This window comes from Aeromicrobium sp. Leaf291 (genome assembly GCF_001423365.1).
GTDB lineage: Bacteria > Actinomycetota > Actinomycetes > Propionibacteriales > Nocardioidaceae > Aeromicrobium.
Window position 1 is genome coordinate 307662 of sequence record NZ_LMNM01000002.1, and the last position, 19253, is coordinate 326914.

Consider the following 19253-nt stretch of genomic DNA (forward strand, 5'->3'; position numbering starts at 1 on the left):
GTGGGTCCCGTCGATCCCCGCCTCCTGCGCCGGTCGCGGCCGGCGCGGCGCTTCCTCGTCGCCACCGTCGTGCTCGGGTCCGTCGCCGCCGTCGCGGTGGTGGCCCAGGCCTGGCTGGTCTCCGACGTCGTGGTCGGTCTCGTCGAGGGCGAGTCGACCCGTGCGATCGCCGCCGGGGCCGCTCTGCTCGCCGCGGTCGTGGCCGCGCGCGGCGTGCTCGCCTGGGCGCAGGCCACGGCCGGCACCCGCGCCGCCGCCTCCGTGAAGGCCGGGCTCCGGCACGACCTCGTCGAGGCCGTGCTCGACCAGCGTCGGGTGGGCGCCGCGCCGTCGAGCGCGCGCGTCGCCACGTTGCTCGAGACCGGGCTCGACGCGCTCGACGGCTACGTGGCGCGCTTCCTGCCCCAGGTGGTGCTCACGGCCGTCGTGCCCGTGGCCGTGCTCCTGACGCTCGCGGTGGTCGACCCCCTCTCGGCGCTCATCGTCGTGCTCACGCTCCCGCTCGTGGTCACGTTCCTGGTGCTCGTGGGCCTCGTGACGCGCGACCGGCTCGACCACCGGTGGGGTGAGCTGCAGCGTCTCGGGCGGCACTTCTCCGACGTGCTCGCCGGCCTGACGGTGCTGACCGGGTTCGGTCGCGACTCGGCCCGTGGGCTGCGCGACGTGGGGGAGCGGCACCGTCGAGCCACGATGGAGTCGCTGCGCACCGCGTTCCTGTCCTCACTCGTCCTCGAGCTGTTCAGCACCCTGTCGGTGGCTCTCGTCGCCGTCGCCGCCGGGCTGCGACTCGTCGGCGGGGGGCTCGACCTGGGGACCGGTCTGCTGGTCATCGTCCTCGCTCCCGAGGCCTACCTCCCGCTGCGCCGGCTCGGCACCCAGTTCCACGACAGCACCCAGGGGCTGGCCGCGGCCGACGAGGCGCTCACGCTGCTCGACGGCCCCCAGCCCGACCGGGCGACCGGCCACTTCGTGGTGGACGGTCCGGCGCCGGTCACGGTGCAGGCCCTCGAGGTCGTCCATCCCGGACGTGAGCAACCGGCCCTCGTGCTGCCGGCCTTCACCCTCCTGCCCGGCGACTTCGTCGCGGTCACCGGACCGTCCGGTTCCGGCAAGTCGACGCTGCTGTCGGTGCTGCTGGGCTTCGCCGCTCCCACCGCCGGGGCCGTGCGGGTGGGGCGGCACCGGCTCGACGAGCTCGACCCCGAGGCGTGGCGCCGTCGTGTCGCCTGGGTCCCGCAGGACCCCCACCTGCTCGCCGGCAGCGTCGCCGACAACGTCCGGCTCGGTGACCCCGACGCCGACGACGCGCAGGTGCGCGCGGCCCTCGACGACGCGGGCGCCGACGACCTTCCCGCCGAGCGCCACGTGGGGGAGCAGGGACAGTCCCTGTCCGCCGGTGAGCGGCGTCGCGTGGCGGTGGCCCGGGCCCTGCTGCGCATCCGGGCGGGCGACGCGTGGCTCCTGCTCATGGACGAGCCGACCGCGGGCCTCGACGCCCACCGAGAGAGCACCGTGCTCGGCACGCTCTGCCGGCTCCAGGAGACCGGCGACGTCACCGTCGTCGTGGTCGCGCACCGCGCCGAGACCGTGGCCGCCGCCTCGCGCGAGCTGCGGGTCACCGTGGCGAGCGCCGAGTCCGCGACGGTGGTCCCCTCGTGAACGTGGTGCGCAGGCTCATCGCCTCGCCCCGGGGGCACCTGGGTCTCGGGGCGAGCCTCGGCGTGGCGGCACAGCTGAGCTCCCTTGGCCTGCTGCTCACCTCCGGGTGGCTCGTGGTGCGGGCCGCCGAGCAGCCGCCGGTCCTCTACCTCATCGTCGCCATCACGTCGGTGCGCATGTTCGGCGTGGCCCGGGCGGCGCTGCGCTACGCCGAGCGGCTCCTCACGCACGACGCTGCCCTCGCCCGCGGGATCGACGACCGGGTGCAGGCCTACCGTGCCCTGGCACGCACGATGCCCGCCGCCGGTGCGATGCGCCGAGGCGACGTCGTGCGCACCGTCGTCTCCGACGTCGAGACCGTGCAGGACGGCCTGCTGCGCCTGCGGCTGCCGTGGATCTCGGCCGTGGTGGCATCGGCGGTGACCGTGGGGGTGGTGTCCGTCGTCCTCCCGGCCGCCGGGCTGGCGCTGGCTCTGTACGCCGGTGGGGTGCTGCTCGTCGCGCGGGTCCTCGTCCCTCGGCTCGCCGACGGCGGCACGGGGTCGGGGTCGGGGTCGGACGCAGCGACGTCGGTGGCCGGGAACGTCACCGAGCTGGTGCTGGCCGCACCGGACCTGGTCGCCTACGGGTCCGCGCGGGGACGCGACGCCACCGTGCACGCGGCGGTCGACGCGCTCGCCCTGCAGGACCGTCGACGTGCCTGGGCCGGTGGTGTGGGCTCGCTGGTGGTGCTGCTCGGCGGCGCTGCGTGCGTTCTCGCCACGGCGCTGGTCACGGCCGACGCCGGCCTCGCCGGACCCCTCGTCGGCGTGCTGGTGCTCGCACCCATCGGGCTGGTCGACGTGCTCGACGCCGTGGCCGAGGCCGAGCGCCTCCGCCCGCGCGTCGCCGCCGCTCGCGCACGCCTCGCCGCGCTCGAGGGCGCCACGGACCCGATGCCGGCTCCCGTCGCGGACGCGGCGCCCGTGGGCTTCGACCTCGAGCTGCAGGACGTGACGCTCGGCTGGGACCGTGACCTCGTCCGCGGGGTCACGACCCACGTCGGGGAGGGCAGGGTGCTGGTGGTCACCGGACCGAGCGGGGTCGGCAAGAGCACGCTCGCGGCCACGCTCTCGCGCCTCGTCGAGCCTCGTGCCGGGACGGTGCGTCTGGGCGGTGCGGACCTGCTCGACCTCACGCGGGAGCAGGTGCGCGGCGCCGTCGGCTGGATGCAGCAGGACGCCGTGCTGTTCGACACGACCGTGCGCGAGAACCTGCGCGTCGCCGACCCCGCCGCCGGCGACGACCTCGTCTGGCGCACCCTCGGTCGGGTGCGGCTCGCCGACACCGTCGCGTCCTGGCCCGACGGTCTCGACACCGTCCTCGGTGAGGGCGGGGCCGTGCTCTCGGGCGGCGAGCGCCAGCGCATCGCCCTCGCCCGCATGCTCCTCGCCGGGCACCGGGTCCTCGTGCTCGACGAGCCCACCGAGCACCTCGACGCGCCCACCGCCCGGGCCCTGCTCGACGACGTCGACGCCCTCGCTCCCGAGCACACCCTCGTGATCGTGTCCCACGCCCCGGAGGTCGTCGCCCGGTACGACCACCGGCTCGACCTCGGCGCGTCGCTCGCGCCGGTGGGGGGCGCCTCTAGGGTGGGTGGGTGACCACCGAGCTCCTCGTCGCCCTCATCGCCGTCGCCGTCGTCGTCCTCGGCGGTGGTGCCGCCCTCCTCGTCCGCCGCGGACGTTCCGAGCTGCCGCCACCGCGCGACCTCGACGCGATCACCGAGGAGGTCATCGACCACCCGGAGCACCCGGAGCCGCACCTGCCGTCCGAGGACGAGGAGCCGCCGTTCGAGGAGGTGCCCGCCGACGAGAAGGCATCGGCGTCCCCGACCACCACGGTCGAGCGTCCCGAGCCCGCGCAGGGTCGGCTCGTGCGGCTGCGCGCACGGCTCGCCCGCTCCAACAGCTCGCTCGGGCGCGGACTGCTCTCGGTGCTCGGCCGGGCCGACCTCGACGACGCCGCCTGGGAGGAGCTCGAGGACACGCTGCTGGCCGCCGACGTTGGCGTGGGCCCGACCACCGAGCTCGTGGACCGTCTGCGCACCCGCGTCCGCGTGGAGGGCATCACCGACCCCGAGGGCGCTCGCACCGCGCTGCGCGAGGAGCTCATCGCCCTCGTCGACCCGTCCCTCGGCCGTGCCGTCGCCACCACGGGTGCCGACGGCAAGCCCGGCGTCGTGCTCGTGGTCGGCGTCAACGGCACCGGGAAGACCACCACTGTCGGGCGGCTCGCGCGCGTGCTCGTGGCCGAGGACCGCACCGTGGTGCTGGGCGCCGCCGACACCTTCCGTGCCGCCGCCGCCGACCAGCTGAGCACGTGGGGCCAGCGGGTCGGGGTCGAGGTCGTGCGTGGCCCTGAGGGCGGCGACCCGGCCAGCGTCGGCTTCGACACCGTCAAGCGTGGCATCGAGCTCGGCGCCGACGTCGTGGTCATCGACACCGCGGGGCGTCTGCACACCAAGTCCGGTCTCATGGACGAGCTCGGCAAGGTCAAGCGCGTGGCCGAGAAGCAGGCGCCGGTCACCGAGGTGCTGCTCGTCATCGATGCCACCACCGGCCAGAACGGCCTGCGTCAGGCCCAGGTGTTCGGCGAGGTCGTCGACGTCACCGGCGTGGTCCTCACCAAGCTCGACGGCACGGCCAAGGGCGGCATCGTCGTGGCCGTCCAGCGCGAGCTCGGCGTCCCGGTCAAGTTCGTCGGTCTCGGCGAGGGTGCCGACGACCTCGCCCCGTTCGACGCCGCCGAGTTCGTCGACGCCCTGCTCGGCTGATCGGGTAACACGCCCGTAACGTGACCGCCGATCTCGTGACCTGAGCGAAACGTGGCGCTGCCGTGGAGGTAATCGGGGCGTTCCACAGTGTGACGCAGGCGCTGCCGCACGGCGTGCCGTCCCACCACGTCACCCCTCAGCCACTCGGAGGTTCCATGGATACCGGCGACACCGCCTGGATCTTGGCCAGCTCGGCGCTGGTCCTGCTCATGACACCCGGACTCGCCTTCTTCTACGGCGGCATGACCCGGGCCAAGAGCGTGCTCAACATGATGATGATGAGCTTCGCCGCTCTCGCGATCGTCCCCGTCCTGTGGGTGCTCTACGGCTACTCGTTCGCGTTCAGCCCCGGAGGCAACGGCTGGCTGGGCGGGTTCGACCGCCTGGGCTTCACCAACATCGGCGTCGAGACCGCCTACGGCACCATCCCCGAGTTCGTCTTCGCCGGCTTCCAGCTCATGTTCGCGATCATCACGGTCGCCCTGATCAGCGGTGCGATCGCCGACCGCGCCAAGTTCTCCGGCTGGGTCGTCTTCGTGGTCGTGTGGGTCACGATCGTCTACTTCCCGGTCGCGCACTGGGTCTTCGACTTCGGTGACGACGGCGGCTGGATCGCCACGCAGCTGGAGGCGGTGGACTTCGCGGGCGGCACCGCCGTGCACATCAACGCCGGTGCGGCCGGACTCGCACTGGCCCTCGTCCTCGGCAAGCGCACCGGCTGGAAGCGGGACCCGATGCGTCCGCACAACCTGCCGTTCGTGCTCCTCGGCGCCGGCCTGCTGTGGTTCGGCTGGTTCGGCTTCAACGCCGGCTCCGCCGTCGGTGCCAACGGCCTGGCCGGTCTCGCCTTCGTGAACACCGCCGTGGCCACGGGCGCGGCGATCGCCGGGTGGCTCGCCTACGAGCTCGTCAAGGAGAAGAAGGGCACCAGCCTCGGTGCCGCGTCCGGCGCGGTCGCCGGTCTCGTGGCCATCACGCCGGCCGCGGGCGCGCTGTCGCCGTTCGGCTCCATCGTGCTCGGCCTGATCGCCGGCATCGCCTGTGCGGCCGCCGTGAGCCTCAAGTGGAAGCTCGGGATCGACGACTCGCTCGACGTCGTCGGCGTGCACCTCGTCGGTGGCCTCATCGGCACGGTCCTCATCGGCTTCCTGGCCACCACCTCCACCGGAGGCGGTGCGCCGGTCGACGGACTCTTCTACGGCGGCGACGCCGCGCTGCTCGGCAAGCAGGTCCTCGCAGCGGTCGTCGTCCTGGTCTTCTCGTTCGTGCTCACCTACATCATCGGTAAGTTGATCGACGTGACCATCGGCTTCCGGATCGACCCGGACGACGAGGTCGCCGGCATCGACCAGGTCGAGCACCTCGAGTCCGCGTACGACTACACCGGTGGATCCGGTGGTTCGCCCTTCAAGACGGGAGTCTGAGATGAAGCTCGTGACCGCGGTCATCAAGCCGCACAAGTGGGAAGAGGTCCGCGAGGCCCTCGCCGCCGCCGGCGTCGCCGGCATGACCGTCACCGAGGCCAGCGGCTACGGCCAGCAGAAGGGCCACACCGAGGTCTATCGTGGCGCCGAGTACGACGTGACGCTCGTGCCGAAGATCCGGCTCGAGGTCGTGGTCGACGCGGCCGACGTCGAGAGCGTGGTCAGCACGATCACCGGTGCCGCGCAGACCGGCAAGATCGGCGACGGCAAGGTCTGGGTCGTCCCGGTCGACTCGGTGGTGCGGGTCCGCACCGGCGAGACCGACGAGGCCGCGCTCTGACCCAGTGCTCTGACCCGGGGCCCGCAGCGGTGCGCACGCAGCCCCCGACCCGCCCGGTCGGGGGCTGCGTCGTGCCGCCCGCCGAGGCGGGGAGACTGATCCCGTGAGCCACCCCCCGAGCACGGCGACGCAGCGGCGACGTCGGGCCGACGACGCAGACCGGCTGCTCGCCGACGTCTTCGCTACGGCTGTCGGTCCCGACCCCTCCGGTCTCGCCGCGGTGGCGGTGGGCGGGTACGGCCGGCGCGAGCTGTCGCCGTCGAGCGACCTCGACGTCGTGCTGCTCCACGACCCGGCGGTGCCGGAGAGTCGCGTGCGCGAGGTGGCCGAGGCGCTCTGGTACCCGCTGTGGGACGCGAAGATCCCGCTGGACCACTCCGTGCGCGACGCCGAGCAGATGCGGGCCACGGCCCGCGACGACCACCGCGCCGCGATGGGGATGCTCGACGCCCGCGCCGTCGCCGGCGACGCGGGCCTGGTGCTGGGCCTGCGGTCCCACGTGCTGGCCGACTGGCGACGCGAGGCGCGCACGCGCGTGGAGGAGGTCCGCGCAGGCCGGGAGCAGCGGATCGAGCGATTCGGGTGGCTGGCCTACGCCGCCGTCCCCGACCTCAAGGAGTCAGGTGGGGGACTGCGTGACGGCGTCGACCTGCGGGCACTCGTGGCCACCTGGCTCGTCGACGTGCCGCACGCCGAGGTCGAGGAGCTGAGGTCGGCGCTGCTGGACGTGCGCGACGCCGTGCACGCCACCACCGGCCGTCGGACCGATCGGCTGGTGGTCGACGACGTGCCCGCCGTCGCCACGTCCGTGGGCATGGACCCCGAGGCGCTCGACCTGCACGTGCGTCACCTCGGGCGGCGCATCGCGCACGTGGCCGACGTGACGTGGCGTCGGCTCGACGGCGTGCTCGTGCCGCGCACCAGTCCTCGGCCGCGCCCCGGCGTCCGTCGTGCCGGGCCCGCCGTCGTCCAGGTCGACACCGGTGTGGGCTGGCTCGGCGACGAGATCGTGCTCACGGCCGACGCCGCACCTCGCACCGACCCGGTGGTCGCCCTCAGGGCCGCCGCCGCGGCCGCCAAGGCCGGGCTGCCGCTCGGCGCCGGCACGGCCCAGCGCCTCGCCCGTGACCTCGGCGACCTTCCGGAGCCGTGGCCGGCGCCCGCGACGCGCTCGCTCGTCGACCTGCTCACGGCCGGGCGCGGGCTGGTGCAGGTGTGGGAGGAGCTCGACATCGCCGGCGTCGTCGACCGGTGGCTCCCCGAGTGGGCCGACGTGCGGCTGCGCGGCTCGAGCTCGCCGGTCCACCGCTTCACCGTCGACCGGCACAGCGTCGAGACGTGCGTCGTCGCCGCCGGACTGCGCCGCGACGTCGACCGCCCCGACCTGCTCGCGGTCGCCGCCCTGCTGCACGACATCGGCAAGGGCCGCCCGGGCGACCACAGCGAGGTGGGTGCCCCGATGGCCGAGCAGGTCGCCCTCCGGTGGGGCTTCACCGACGCGGACGCCGACGTGGTCGGACGACTCGTGCGTTGGCACCTGCTGCTGACCAACGTGGCGACCCGCCGCGACATCGAGGATCCGGCGACCGCGGCGAACGTGGCGGAGATCGTGGGCGACACCGCCTTCCTGGACCTGCTGCTCGGACTCACGCAGGCCGACGCCGGCTCCACCGGGCCCACGGCCTGGACGGCGTGGCGACGAGGCCTCGTGGAGGGGCTCGTGGCCAAGACCCGCGACCACCTGGCCGGCGCGGTGCCCGCGGTGGCCTCCGACGACTACGAGGGCTGGCCCGCCGACCTGGCCCTGCCCGAGCCCGAGGTGCTGGCCCGCACGGGCGACGGCGTCGTGGAGCTGACGGCCGAGGACCACCAGGGCGGGTCGCTCCTGACGGTGGTCACCGGGGACCGGCCGGGTGTCATGGCGCGCATCGCCGGCGGGCTCGCCCTGCAGGGCCTGGCCATCCGCTCCGTCCGCGTGGTCACGCAGGGGGATGCGGCCGTCTCGCTCTGGGAGGTCACCCGCGCGGGCGTGCTCGCCAGCACGGTGCGGGAGCGCCTGGTCCCGGTGCTCGAGGGTGAGGTCGCCCTGGAGGACCGGATGACCCTCACCGCCGTCGAGGGGGTCGCTGCGCGGGTGCGGGTCCTGCCCGACTCGTCGGACTCCGCGACCCTGCTGGAGGTGCGCGCCGCCGACCGTCGCGGCCTGGTCTGGACGGTGTGCGACGCCATCGCCCGCAGTGGGTGCTCGATCCGCTCGGCGCACCTGTCCACCTACGGCGACGAGGCCCGAGACGTCTTCTACGTGGTCGACGCGACGGGGGACCCCCTGTCGGGGCCGGTGGCGCAGGAGCTGCGCGCCACCGTCGACGACGCCCTCGTGTGAGCGCCGGGCGGGACTGGGCTGCGTCGGTGCCGCGACCCGCTCGGTAGGCTGGCCGTCATGTTCGACACCCTGCAGGACCGCCTCCAGTCCGCGTTCAAGAACCTGCGCGGCAAGGGGCGTCTCACCGAGGCCGACATCGACGCCACGGCACGCGAGATCCGCCTCGCGCTGCTCGACGCCGACGTCGCCGTGCCCGTCGTGCGCGACTTCGTCGCCCGCGTCAAGGAGCGCGCGCTCGGTGCCGAGGTGTCCAAGGCGCTCAACCCCGCCCAGCAGGTCATCAAGATCGTCAACGAGGAGCTCGTCGGCATCCTCGGCGGTGAGACGCGCCGGATCCGGTTCGCCAAGAACCCGCCGACCGTCATCATGCTGGCCGGCCTCCAGGGCGCGGGTAAGACGACCCTGGCGGGCAAGCTGGGTCGCTGGCTGAAGGAGCAGGGCAACAGCCCGATGCTCGTGGCCTGCGACCTCCAGCGCCCCAACGCCGTCAACCAGCTGCAGGTCGTCGGCCAGCAGGCCGGCGTCACGGTGTACGCGCCGGAGGCGGGCAACACCGGGTCAGGTGACGGTGGAGCCGAGGGCACCCGCTCCTACGGCGACCCCGTCCAGGTCGCCCGCGACGCGGTGGCCGAGGCCCGACGCACGCTGCACGACGTGGTGGTCGTCGACACCGCCGGACGCCTGGGCATCGACGCCGACCTCATGCAGCAGGCACGCGACATCCGCGACGCCGTGCAGCCCGACGAGGTGCTGTTCGTCATCGACGCGATGATCGGCCAGGACGCCGTGCAGACCGCCGAGGCCTTCAACGAGGGCGTCGACGTCACCGGTGTGGTCCTGACCAAGCTCGACGGCGACGCCCGCGGTGGCGCAGCGCTCTCGGTGCGTCAGGTCACCGGCCGGCCGATCATGTTCGCGTCGACGGGCGAGAAGCTCACCGACTTCGACGTGTTCCACCCCGACCGCATGGCCGGGCGCATCCTCGACATGGGCGACATGCTCTCGCTCATCGAGCAGGCCGAGAAGGTCTACGACGCCGAGCAGGCCGAGAAGGACGCCGAGCGCATGCTCGGCGGCACCTTCACGCTGCAGGACTTCCTCAAGCAGATGGAGGCCCTGTCGAAGATGGGGTCGATGACCAAGCTCATGGGCCTGCTGCCCGGCATGGGTCAGTTCAAGGACCAGCTGGCCGACTTCGACGACCGCGAGCTCGACAAGATCAAGGCGATCATCCTGTCGATGACGCCCAAGGAGCGCGACGACCCCAAGATCATCGACGGTTCGCGCCGCGCCCGGATCTCCAAGGGCTCGGGCACCACGGTCCAGGACGTCAACCAGCTCGTCACCCGTTTCTTCGACGCGCGCAAGATGATGCAGCAGATGGCCAAGGGCGGAGGCGTCCCCGGCATGGGTGGCGTCCCCGGGATGCCGGGCATGCCCGGCAAGCGTGCCGGTGCGCGTCAGAAGCCCCAGAACAAGGGCAAGAAGAAGGGCAAGCGCGTCTCCGGCAACCCCGCCAAGCGGGCCCAGGCCGCGCAGCCGAAGGACGCCCCCACGACCACCGGGGCCGACGCCTTCGGCTTCGGCAAGCAGGGCGGCGACCAGGACTTCGAGCTGCCGAAGGAGCTGCGGGACCTGCTGTAGGTCCAGCGAGGTGCACCTCCGCCTGCTCGGCACGGGATCGGCCGACGGCTGGCCGAACGCGTTCTGCCGCTGCGACTCGTGCGAGGCCCAGCGTGCCGCAGGCGTGCTGCGTGGTCAGACCAGCGCGCTGCTCCGGGTCGACGGCACCGCCGTGCTGCTCGATCCCGGGCCCGAGGTGCTCGCTGCCGCGACGCGCTGCGGTGAGTCGCTCGCCGACGTGCGTGTCGTCCTCGTGACCCACGCCCACGCCGACCACTTCGGGCCGCAGCTGCTGCTGTTCCGGTCCTGGGTGAACGACGAGCCCCTCGACGTCGTGGGTCCGGCCACCGTCGTCGACGAGGCGCGCCGGTGGGTGGCGCCGGACTCGACCGTGCGGTTCCACGCGGTGGACGCGGGTGACGTGCTGGACCTCGGCGCGGCCCCGCACGGGGGAGGGGAGCCGATCCGCGTGCAGGTGCTGTCCGCGGCTCACACGGTGATGGCCTCGGGCGACGCCGTCCTCTACGACGTCACGGGCTCCGACTGTGCTCGGGTGCTGTGGGCCTGCGACACCGGACCGTGGGAGGCGTCGTGGTTCGAGACGGTCCGCGACGCCGCCTACGACGCCGTGCTGGTGGAGGAGACCTTCGGCGACCGCGCCGACCTCGGGTCGGGGCACCTGCACCTCGGCACGCTCGGGTCGCTGCTCGAGCGGCTGCGCGAGGTCGGCGCCGTGACGACGTCGACCGACGTCGTGGCCTTGCACCTCAGCCACCACAACCCCCCGGAGGACGAGCTGGTGCGACGCCTGGCCGACCTCGGCGCGCGGCCGGGCACGGACGGCGAGCGGTGGGAGACCGGCCTCAGCGCAGGGCGGTGACCGTGTCGCAGGTGGTGGAGCCGGGCTCGGCGCGCGTGGTCTCGTCCGTGAGGCTCTGGTGGACGAAGGCCTGACCGTCCTTCACCTGGTGGTAGGTGTAGACGCAGAACTCCTCGTCGCCGAACGCGACCCCGTACCCGAAGCCCGCGGACGGCTCCTCCCCGACCGCCTCGAAGTCCTCCAGCCCCTCGACGACCGCGTCGAGCTTCTTCTTCCTGACCTTCTTCTGCTCCGCGGTGACGGCGCCGTCGCCGACGGGCCCGTCGATGTAGACCGCGTCCACCAGGTCGGCGATGGCGGTCGCATTCGTTCGCAGGAAGTCGCCGATCTGCTCGCTCCTCAGCTTCGCCTCCTGGTCGGCGGGGGAGCTGCCGAAGGTCGGTGCGGGCGCCTCCTCGGTCGGGTAGACCGTCGGCTCGCAGTACGTCGGCTCCTCGTCCACCTCGGCGCTGGCGTCGTCGGCGCTCTGGTGGACGAACGACCGACCACTGTCGGGGTCCACGAGCCAGACGCAGTACGCGGGTGTGCCCGCGAGTGGCCGGCTCGGCACCGATCCTGCCGTGTAGCCCTTCGCCTCGAGGGCGGCGACCGCGTCGGGGAGCGGCATGCGCCCCTTGGCGTCCTTGTCCTTCGCCACGGCGTCCACGGCGGTGGCCAGGTCGGTCTGCAACCGCTTCGTCTCGGCCTTCTCGGCGGCGGCGCGGCGTTCCTCGGCCTGCTCCTCCTGGCTGGGACCGCAGCCTGCGAGCGCGACCAGGGCGGTCAGGACCATGACGGTGGTGCGCCTCATCGTTCCCCCCGGGGTCGTCGTGGAGCCACAGTCTGGCCCATGCTGGCCGCCCGCGTCACGACGCTCGGGGACGTGGAGGCTGGTTGTAGCCTGCAACGGTGCTGATCCCCCTGCTGCGCCGGTACCTGGCGCCCTACCGGGGAGCGATCGCGGTCGTGCTCGTCTTCCAGCTGGCACAGACCGTGGCCAACCTCTACCTCCCCGGTCTGAACGCCGACATCATCGACCGCGGCATCGTCACCGGGGACGTGCCCTTCATCTGGCGCACGGGCGCCACGATGCTGCTGGTCACGGTCCTCCAGGTCGGCGCGACGGTGGTGGCGGTCTACGTCGGAGCGCGGGTGGCGATGGCCCTCGGTCGAGACCTGCGCGCCGCCGTCTTCGACCGCGTCGAGACCTTCGCCGCGCGCGAGATGGCCCAGCTCGGCGCGCCGACCCTGATCACGCGGAGCACGAACGACGTCCAGCAGGTGCAGATGCTGGCCTTCATGGGCCTGACGTTGCTGGTGACCGCGCCGATCATGGCCGTCGGGGGCGTGGTCATGGCGCTGCGCCAGGACGTCGAGCTCTCGGCACTCCTCCTCGTGGCGCTGCCGGCGCTGCTGATCAGCGTGGGCCTGATCATCCGTCGGATGCGGCCGCTCTTCCGCCAGATGCAGGACCGCGTCGACGGCCTCAACGGCGTCATGCGCGAGCAGATCCAGGGCATCCGCGTCATCCGGGCGTTCGTCAAGGAGAAGCACGAGACGCAGCGGTTCGACGACGCCAACCAGGCCTACCTCGACGTCGCCGTGGCCACCGGTCGGCTCATGTCGCTGATGTTCCCCACCGTCATGCTGATCATGAACGTCTCGGTGGTGCTGGCCACGTGGTTCGGCGGCTACCGGATCGCCTCGGGCGACCTGCAGGTCGGCACCCTCACGGCGTTCCAGAACTACCTGATCCAGATCCTCATGGCGGTCATGATGGCCACCTTCATGCTCATGCTGTGGCCGCGTGCGGAGGTGTCGGCCGAGCGCATCACCGAGGTGCTCGAGACCGAGCCCAGCATCGTGGTCGACCCAGACGCCACGCCCGCGCACGTCGTCCGCGGCGAGGTCGAGCTGCGAGGCGCCTCCTACGCCTATCCCGGTGCCGAGGTCGACGTCCTGCACGACGTGGACCTCGTGGCCCGGCCCGGCGAGACCACCGCGATCATCGGCTCCACCGGCAGCGGCAAGACCACGCTCATGAGTCTCGTGCCGCGTCTGTTCGACGTGACCGGGGGAGCGGTGCTCCTGGACGGTCACGACGTGCGCGACCTCGAGCCGCAGGCCGTCTGGGCCGCCATCGGGCTGGTGCCGCAGCGTGCGTTCCTGTTCTCCGGCACCGTCGCGTCCAACTTGCGCTACGGCCGTGACGACGCCACCGACGAGGAGCTCTGGCAGGCGCTGGAGGTGGCGCAGGCCCGTGAGTTCGTCGAGGCGATGCCCGGCGGGCTGCAGGCCCCGGTCACCCAGGGCGGCACCAACGTGTCCGGTGGGCAGCGGCAGCGGCTGGCCATCGCCCGTGCCGTGGTCAAGCGACCGCTGGTCTACCTCTTCGACGACTCGTTCTCGGCGCTGGACTACGCCACGGACGCCGCGCTCCGCCGGGCGTTGCGTGCCATCACGCGCGAGTCCGCCGTCATCACCGTGGCCCAGCGCGTCAGCACCATCCGCGACGCCGACCGCATCGTGGTGCTCGACCAGGGCACGGTGGTGTCCACCGGCACGCACGCCGAGCTCATGGCCGACTGCGACGTGTACCGCGAGATCGTCCTCTCGCAGCTGACCGAGGAGGAGGCCGCGTGAGCGGGCGCGGTCCCGCGTGGGGCGGAGCCATGAACCACGAGAAGGCCAGCGACTTCCGCGGCACCCTCGGGCGCATGGTCCAGCGGCTGCTGTTCCACCGTCGTCTGGTGCAGGCCATCGGGCTGCTCGGCCTGGTGGCCACCGCGCTCTCGGTCGTCGGACCGCGGATCCTCGGCCACGCCACCGACATCGTCTTCAGCGGCTACCTGTCCGACCAGTTCCCGGCGGGCGCCGACAAGGCCGAGGTGGTCGCGGGGCTCGAGGCCCAGGGCGACGACCGGATGGCCGACCTCGTGCGCGGCACGGACCTCCGACCGGGTGAAGGCATCGACTTCACCTCCCTGGCCTGGGTCCTGGCCGGCGCGCTGGTGCTCTACGTCGTGGCATCGGTGTTCATGTGGTGGCAGGGACGCCTCACGACCGTCGTCGTGCAGCGCACGGTGGCCGGTCTGCGCGGCGAGGTCGAGGACACCCTCAACCGTCTCCCGCTGGCCAGTGTCGACGCCCACGAGCGTGGTGAGCTGATGTCGCGGACGACCAACGACATCGACAACATCGCGCAGTCGCTGCAGCAGACCATCAGCCAGCTGCTGACCTCGGTCCTGACGGTCGTCGGGACGTTGGCCATGATGCTGTGGATCTCGCCGCTGCTCGCTCTCGTCGCCGTGCTGACGGTCCCGGTGGCCGTGGTCCTCACCCGCGCCATCATGAAGCGCTCCCAGCCCCAGTTCGTGGCCCAGTGGGCGGCGACCGGTGCGCTCAACGGCCACATCGAGGAGGTCTTCACCGGCCACGAGATCGTCAAGGTCTACGGCCGGCAGCAGCAGGCGCGCGAGGAGTTCGACTCCCGCAACGACGCCCTGTTCGGAGCCGCCTTCAAGGCACAGTTCATCTCCGGGGTGATCGCGCCGGTGATGATGTTCGTGTCGAACCTGAACTACGTGCTCGTGGCCGTGATCGGAGCGTTCCGCGTCGCCTCGGGGACGCTCTCCATCGGCGAGGTGCAGGCCTTCATCCAGTACTCACGCCAGTTCACGCAGCCGCTGACGCAGGTGGCCTCCATGATCAACCTCCTGCAGTCCGGCATGGCCTCGGCCGAACGGGTGCTGGCGCTGCTCGACGAGCCGCACGAGGCCCCCGACGCGCCCGACGCGCCGTTCCCGGACCCGCTGCGTGGCCGGGTGGTCTTCGAGGACGTCAGCTTCTCCTACGGCGACGATCCCCTCATCGAGCACCTCGACCTGGTGGCGGAGCCGGGGCAGACCGTGGCCATCGTCGGGCCCACGGGGGCCGGCAAGACGACGCTCACGAACCTGCTGCTCCGCTTCTACGACCTCGACGGCGGACGCATCACGCTCGACGACGTCGACGTCGCCGCCATGGAGCGCGCTCGGCTCCGCGAGGCGTTCGGCGTGGTGCTGCAGGACGCGTGGCTCTTCCAGGGGAGCATCCGCGACAACATCTCCTACGGTGCGCACCGTGCCACCGAGGAGCAGGTGCAGGCCGCGGCCGAGGCGGCCTACGTCGACCACTTCGTGCGCACGCTGCCCGCCGGCTACGACACGGTCATCGAGGACGAGGGCGGCGGCGTCAGCGCCGGCCAGCGCCAGCTCCTCACCATCGCCCGGGCCTTCCTCGCCGACCCGGCCATCCTGGTGCTCGACGAGGCGACCAGCAGCGTGGACACCCGCACCGAGGCGTTGGTGCAGAAGGCCATGGAGCAGCTGCGGGCGGGCCGCACGTCCTTCGTCATCGCGCACCGGCTCTCGACGATCCGCGACGCCGACCACATCGTGGTGATGGAGTCGGGTCGCATCGTCGAGCAGGGCACGCACGACTCGCTCGTGGGCGCCGGCGGACCCTACGAGCGGCTCTACGCGGCGCAGTTCGCCGGCACACCGCTCTAGGGGACGACTCAGCCCTCGCGGAGGAAGGCTTCGGCGCGGCTCTTCGGCCGACCGATGATCGCCCGGTCGCCGCGGACCAGCACGGGGCGCTCCATGAGCCGGGGGTGCTCCACGAGCAGGTCCGCGACCTGCTCGGGCACGACGTAGGCGGCGGGGTCGAGCTCCTGGTCCTTGAAGAACGAGTCCTTGCGCACCAGGGCGGACGGCTCGTCCTCGAGGCGGTCCAGCAGGTCGAGCAGGGCGGCCCGGTCGAGCGGCTCCTTGAGGTAGCGCACCTCCTCGACGTCGACCCCGGCCGCCGCGGCCGACTCGAGCGCGTGCCGCGAGGTGGAGCAGGCGGGGTTGTGCAGGATCGTGACGTCGGCCATGCGAGCAGCCTAGCCACGCAGGTCCTCCTGCCGACCTCGACGGATCGCTAGCGTGGGGCCATGTCCTCCGCTGCCGTCCGCTTCGACGTCGACGACGACGTCTGCACCATCACCCTGGACCGACCCGACGTGCGCAACGCCGTCGACGGCCCCATGGCCGCCGAGCTCCTGGCGGCGTTCGAGGCGTTCGAGGCCGACGACGCGCTGGCCGTGGCGGTGCTGCACGGCGAGGGCGGCAGCTTCTGCGCCGGAGCCGACCTGACGTCCGTCGGCGACCCCGACCGTCGTCACGTGCTCGACCCGGACGGTCCTGGTCCCATGGGGCCCACGCGGATGGCGCTCACCAAGCCGCTGGTGGCCGCGATCGAGGGACACGCCGTGGCCGGCGGGCTCGAGCTGGCGCTGCTGGCGGACCTGCGGGTCGCCGCGGAGGACGCCGTGCTGGGCGTGTTCTGCCGGCGCTGGGGTGTTCCCCTGATCGACGGCGGCACGGTGCGGCTCCCGCGTGTGGTGGGGCACGGCCGCGCGATGGACCTCATCCTCACCGGACGTGCCGTCGAGGCGCACGAGGCGCTGCAGATGGGGCTCGTGAACCGCGTCGTGCCCGCGGGGCGCGCCCTCGACGTCGCCCACGAGCTGGCCGAGCAGCTCGCCCGCTTCCCGCAGGAGTGCCTGCGCGTCGATCGAGCGTCGGCGATCGCCCAGTGGGACCTGCCGCTGCGCGAGGCCCTGCGCGCCGAGGGGGCGGGCGGCCTGCCCGTGGTGGCCTCCGAGGCCGTCGCGGGTGCCGAGCGCTTCGTCTCGGGGGCGGGACGGCACGGGTCGTTCGACGATCCGACGACTCCGCCGTGAGCCTGACCGGTCGACTCGCGAGGCGATGTGGTCGATCCGGGTCCCGTCTGGCAGAATGTCGGCTTGTGTCCGACGCGGACGGGACCCTCTCAGCCCGGCCGCATGGGCCCACCAGCTTCGTGCCCGGATCGTGACCCCACCCGGTCCGGCGCGTCACCACACCACAGAGACCTGAGGAGACACCACACTCGTGGCCGTCAAGATTCGCCTGAAGCGGATGGGCAAGATCCGCACCCCGTTCTACCGCATCGTCGTCGCCGACTCGCGCACCAAGCGCGACGGTCGCGTGATCGAGGAGATCGGCACGTACAACCCCAAGACCGAGCCGTCCACGATCCACGTCGTGTCCGAGCGCGCCCAGTACTGGCTCGGCGTCGGCGCCCAGCCGACCGAGGCCGTCGCCGCGATCCTCAAGATCACCGGTGACATCGGTGGCACCAGCACCCTCAAGACGCCGGAGCCGAAGGCCGACAAGGCTGCGCTGTTCGACGCCGCTCTCAAGGAGCTGCACGCCGAGCCGAAGACCGAGGCGACCACCAAGAAGAAGGCCGCCAAGAAGGCTGCGCCGAAGGCCGACGAGGCCAAGGCCGACGACGCCGAGAAGGCTGAGGAGCCCAAGGCCGAGAAGGCTGAGGAGCCGAAGGCCGAGGAGCCCAAGGCCGACGACGCCGCCGAGAGCACCGAGGCCTGAGCATGGCCGGTCGCACGCAGGAGGTCATCGAGCACCTCGTGTCGGGCATCGTGGACCACCCCGACGAGGTCGACGTGAGCGAGAAGCAGACGCGGCGCGGCGACCTCTTCGAGGTGCGCGTCAACCCGGCCGACCTCGGCAAGGTGATCGGCCGTCAGGGTCGCACCGCGTCGGCGATCCGCACCGTCAGCGGAGCGGTCGCCGGCACCAAGGGTGCCCGCATCGACTTCGTGGACGTCGACCGCCAGCGCTGAGGTCCTGACCATGCGCGTCGTGGTCGGTCGGATCGGCCGGGCTCACGGGATCAAGGGTGAGCTGACGGTCGACGTCCGCACCGACGAGCCCGAGCGAAGGTTCGCCCCGGGCACGGCGCTCGTGGCCGGCGACCGCACCGTCGTCGTGGCAGCCGCCCGGAACCACTCCGGGCGGCTGCTGCTGCGTCTGGAGGGGGTCGCCGACCGCACGGCGGCCGAGGCGCTGCACGGTCGTGTGCTGGAGGTCGACATCGATCCGGCCGACGAGCCCGACGAGGACGACGCCTACTACGACCACCAGCTCGTGGGCCTGCGCGTGCACGACCACCACGGAGTCGACGTCGGCATCGTGACCGAGGTGCTGCACCTGCCCGAGCAGGACCTGCTCTCCGTCGATCTCGACGACGGCGCCCGCGGCGTCCTCGTCCCCTTCGTCACGGCTCTCGTGCCCGAGGTCGACCTCGCCGCCGGTCACGTCGCGCTGGCCGACGTCCCGGGCCTGCTGGACCGCGACGCCCAGGCCGTCGCCACCCCGGACGTGGGCGACGGGACGTGAGCGGGGGACCGGGCGACCACGTCGCCCCGACGATGCGCATCGACGTCGTCTCGATCTTCCCCGCCTACCTCGACGCCCTCGACCTCTCGCTCGCCGGCCGGGCCCGCGCGAGCGGGCTGCTCGAGATCCGCACCCACGACCTGCGCGACTTCACCCACGACCGCCACCGCACCGTCGATGACACGCCCTACGGAGGCGGCGCCGGCATGGTGATGCGCCCCGAGCCCTGGGGCGAGGCCCTCGACGCCGTCACCAGCGACGAGGCCGTCGTCCTGGTGCCCACGCCCTCGGGCACGCCTTTCCGGCAGTCCCTCGCCCACGACCTGAGTCGCGAACGACACCTCGTCTTCGCCTGTGGCCGCTACGAGGGAATCGACCAGCGGGTCATCGACCACGCCCGCGGGCGCTGGCGCGTCGAGGAGGTCTCCCTCGGGGACTTCGTGCTCAACGGGGGAGAGGTCGCCGCGCTCGCCGTCATCGAGGCCGTCGTGCGGCTCGTCCCCGGCTTCATGGGCAACCCCGCCTCCCTCGCCGAGGAGTCCCACGGGGACGACGGGCTGCTCGAGTACCCGGTCTACACCAAGCCCGCGTCGTGGCGCGGTCTCGACGTGCCCGACGTGCTGCTGTCCGGCCACCACGGGGCCATCGCGGCCTGGCGGCACGAGCAGGCGGTCGCCCGCACGCGGGAACGTCGGCCCGATCTCCTGACCGACTGACGACGTCGAACACCCACCGACGAGGCCCTGTGCGCCGGATTTAACACGGGGGCCACCGGCGTCATGCAGGTGAAACATTCCGGGCGTGGTTGAGGAAACCTTGCCGCCCCATGATGAACGCGGCTCCTCCAAGAACAGCAGCGTGGCTGTGGGACGCCGATGT

Annotated in this window: 17 protein-coding genes; 15 read left to right on the top strand and 2 right to left on the bottom strand. The window is 72.5% G+C overall.

The features are described from left to right. The 8 genes from cydD (at nt 1) to ASF35_RS11295 (ending at nt 11124) form a co-directional block, all read left to right on the top strand. Nucleotides 1-1659 (top strand): thiol reductant ABC exporter subunit CydD, encoded by a 1659-nt coding sequence (gene cydD, locus ASF35_RS11260; protein ID WP_055967273.1) that lies wholly within the window; start codon nt 1-3, stop codon nt 1657-1659. 2 nt (nt 1660-1661) lie between these two features. Next, entirely contained in the window at nt 1662-3302 is a 1641-nt protein-coding gene (gene cydC, locus ASF35_RS11265) for a thiol reductant ABC exporter subunit CydC (protein ID WP_162239306.1), read from the top strand. Then, entirely contained in the window at nt 3299-4474 is a 1176-nt protein-coding gene (ftsY, locus tag ASF35_RS11270) for a signal recognition particle-docking protein FtsY (protein ID WP_055967280.1), read from the top strand. The genes cydC and ftsY overlap by 4 nt, the downstream gene beginning before the upstream one ends. A 155-nt stretch (nt 4475-4629) precedes the next feature. Beyond that, a complete protein-coding gene (locus ASF35_RS11275) occupies nt 4630-5898 on the top strand; it encodes an ammonium transporter (protein WP_082480779.1) in 1269 nt (422 codons plus the stop codon). Between the two features lies 1 nt (nt 5899). Continuing rightward, entirely contained in the window at nt 5900-6238 is a 339-nt protein-coding gene (locus ASF35_RS11280; protein WP_055967282.1) for a P-II family nitrogen regulator, read from the top strand. Nucleotides 6239-6341: 103 nt separating this feature from the next. Continuing rightward, nucleotides 6342-8621, top strand: a complete 2280-nt coding sequence (locus tag ASF35_RS11285) for a [protein-PII] uridylyltransferase (RefSeq protein WP_055967285.1) — start codon at nt 6342-6344, stop codon at nt 8619-8621. A gap of 57 nt (nt 8622-8678) precedes the next feature. Then, complete coding sequence (ffh, locus tag ASF35_RS11290) at nt 8679-10265, top strand: signal recognition particle protein (RefSeq protein WP_055967288.1); 1587 nt, start codon at nt 8679-8681, stop codon at nt 10263-10265. A 10-nt stretch (nt 10266-10275) separates the two neighbouring features. Continuing rightward, nucleotides 10276-11124 carry an MBL fold metallo-hydrolase gene (locus ASF35_RS11295; RefSeq protein ID WP_055967291.1) on the top strand — a complete coding sequence of 283 codons (849 nt, stop codon included), beginning with the start codon at nt 10276-10278 and terminating at the stop codon, nt 11122-11124. Here the strand turns inward: ASF35_RS11295 and ASF35_RS11300 are convergent. Next, nucleotides 11108-11914, bottom strand: a complete 807-nt coding sequence (locus ASF35_RS11300; RefSeq protein ID WP_055967294.1) for a hypothetical protein — start codon at nt 11912-11914, stop codon at nt 11108-11110. The genes ASF35_RS11295 and ASF35_RS11300 overlap by 17 nt on opposite strands. 98 nt (nt 11915-12012) lie before the next feature. Between ASF35_RS11300 and ASF35_RS11305 the strand changes: the two genes are divergently transcribed. Together ASF35_RS11305 and ASF35_RS11310 are read left to right on the top strand one after the other, a co-directional pair. Then, entirely contained in the window at nt 12013-13746 is a 1734-nt protein-coding gene (locus ASF35_RS11305; protein ID WP_055967296.1) for an ABC transporter ATP-binding protein, read from the top strand. Then, nucleotides 13743-15653 (top strand): ABC transporter ATP-binding protein, encoded by a 1911-nt coding sequence (locus ASF35_RS11310; protein ID WP_235499149.1) that lies wholly within the window; start codon nt 13743-13745, stop codon nt 15651-15653. The genes ASF35_RS11305 and ASF35_RS11310 overlap by 4 nt, the downstream gene beginning before the upstream one ends. Before the next feature lie 8 nt (nt 15654-15661). On the opposite strand, the gene ASF35_RS11315 is transcribed toward ASF35_RS11310, so the two are convergent. After that, complete coding sequence (locus tag ASF35_RS11315) at nt 15662-16021, bottom strand: ArsC/Spx/MgsR family protein (RefSeq protein WP_055967302.1); 360 nt, start codon at nt 16019-16021, stop codon at nt 15662-15664. A 60-nt stretch (nt 16022-16081) separates the two neighbouring features. Here ASF35_RS11315 and ASF35_RS11320 point away from each other — a divergent pair, with 60 nt between their 5' ends. The 5 genes from ASF35_RS11320 to trmD all read left to right on the top strand — a co-directional run bounded on the left by ASF35_RS11320 (nt 16082) and on the right by trmD (nt 19090). Continuing rightward, nucleotides 16082-16873, top strand: a complete 792-nt coding sequence (locus tag ASF35_RS11320) for a crotonase/enoyl-CoA hydratase family protein (protein WP_055967305.1) — start codon at nt 16082-16084, stop codon at nt 16871-16873. Between the two features lie 190 nt (nt 16874-17063). Further along, complete coding sequence (gene rpsP, locus ASF35_RS11325) at nt 17064-17564, top strand: 30S ribosomal protein S16 (RefSeq protein ID WP_055967308.1); 501 nt, start codon at nt 17064-17066, stop codon at nt 17562-17564. A gap of 2 nt (nt 17565-17566) precedes the next feature. After that, nucleotides 17567-17818: an RNA-binding protein gene (locus ASF35_RS11330; RefSeq protein ID WP_055967311.1), complete on the top strand. Its 252-nt coding sequence runs from the start codon at nt 17567-17569 to the stop codon at nt 17816-17818. Between the two features lie 10 nt (nt 17819-17828). Further along, complete coding sequence (gene rimM / locus ASF35_RS11335) at nt 17829-18374, top strand: ribosome maturation factor RimM (protein ID WP_055967314.1); 546 nt, start codon at nt 17829-17831, stop codon at nt 18372-18374. Between the two features lie 32 nt (nt 18375-18406). Further along, complete coding sequence (gene trmD / locus ASF35_RS11340) at nt 18407-19090, top strand: tRNA (guanosine(37)-N1)-methyltransferase TrmD (protein ID WP_055968537.1); 684 nt, start codon at nt 18407-18409, stop codon at nt 19088-19090. The last annotated feature ends 163 nt before the right edge of the window (nt 19091-19253 follow it).

Coding starts and splice junctions, on each gene's coding strand:
- ASF35_RS11275 (WP_082480779.1), top strand. CDS start 4,630: ATGGATACCGGCGACACCGCCTGGATCTTGGCCAGCTCGGCGCTGGTC.
- ASF35_RS11280 (WP_055967282.1), top strand. CDS start 5,900: ATGAAGCTCGTGACCGCGGTCATCAAGCCGCACAAGTGGGAAGAGGTC.
- ffh (WP_055967288.1), top strand. CDS start 8,679: ATGTTCGACACCCTGCAGGACCGCCTCCAGTCCGCGTTCAAGAACCTG.
- ASF35_RS11300 (WP_055967294.1), bottom strand. CDS start 11,914: ATGAGGCGCACCACCGTCATGGTCCTGACCGCCCTGGTCGCGCTCGCA.
- ASF35_RS11315 (WP_055967302.1), bottom strand. CDS start 16,021: ATGGCCGACGTCACGATCCTGCACAACCCCGCCTGCTCCACCTCGCGG.
- ASF35_RS11320 (WP_055967305.1), top strand. CDS start 16,082: ATGTCCTCCGCTGCCGTCCGCTTCGACGTCGACGACGACGTCTGCACC.
- ASF35_RS11330 (WP_055967311.1), top strand. CDS start 17,567: ATGGCCGGTCGCACGCAGGAGGTCATCGAGCACCTCGTGTCGGGCATC.
- rimM (WP_055967314.1), top strand. CDS start 17,829: ATGCGCGTCGTGGTCGGTCGGATCGGCCGGGCTCACGGGATCAAGGGT.
- trmD (WP_055968537.1), top strand. CDS start 18,407: ATGCGCATCGACGTCGTCTCGATCTTCCCCGCCTACCTCGACGCCCTC.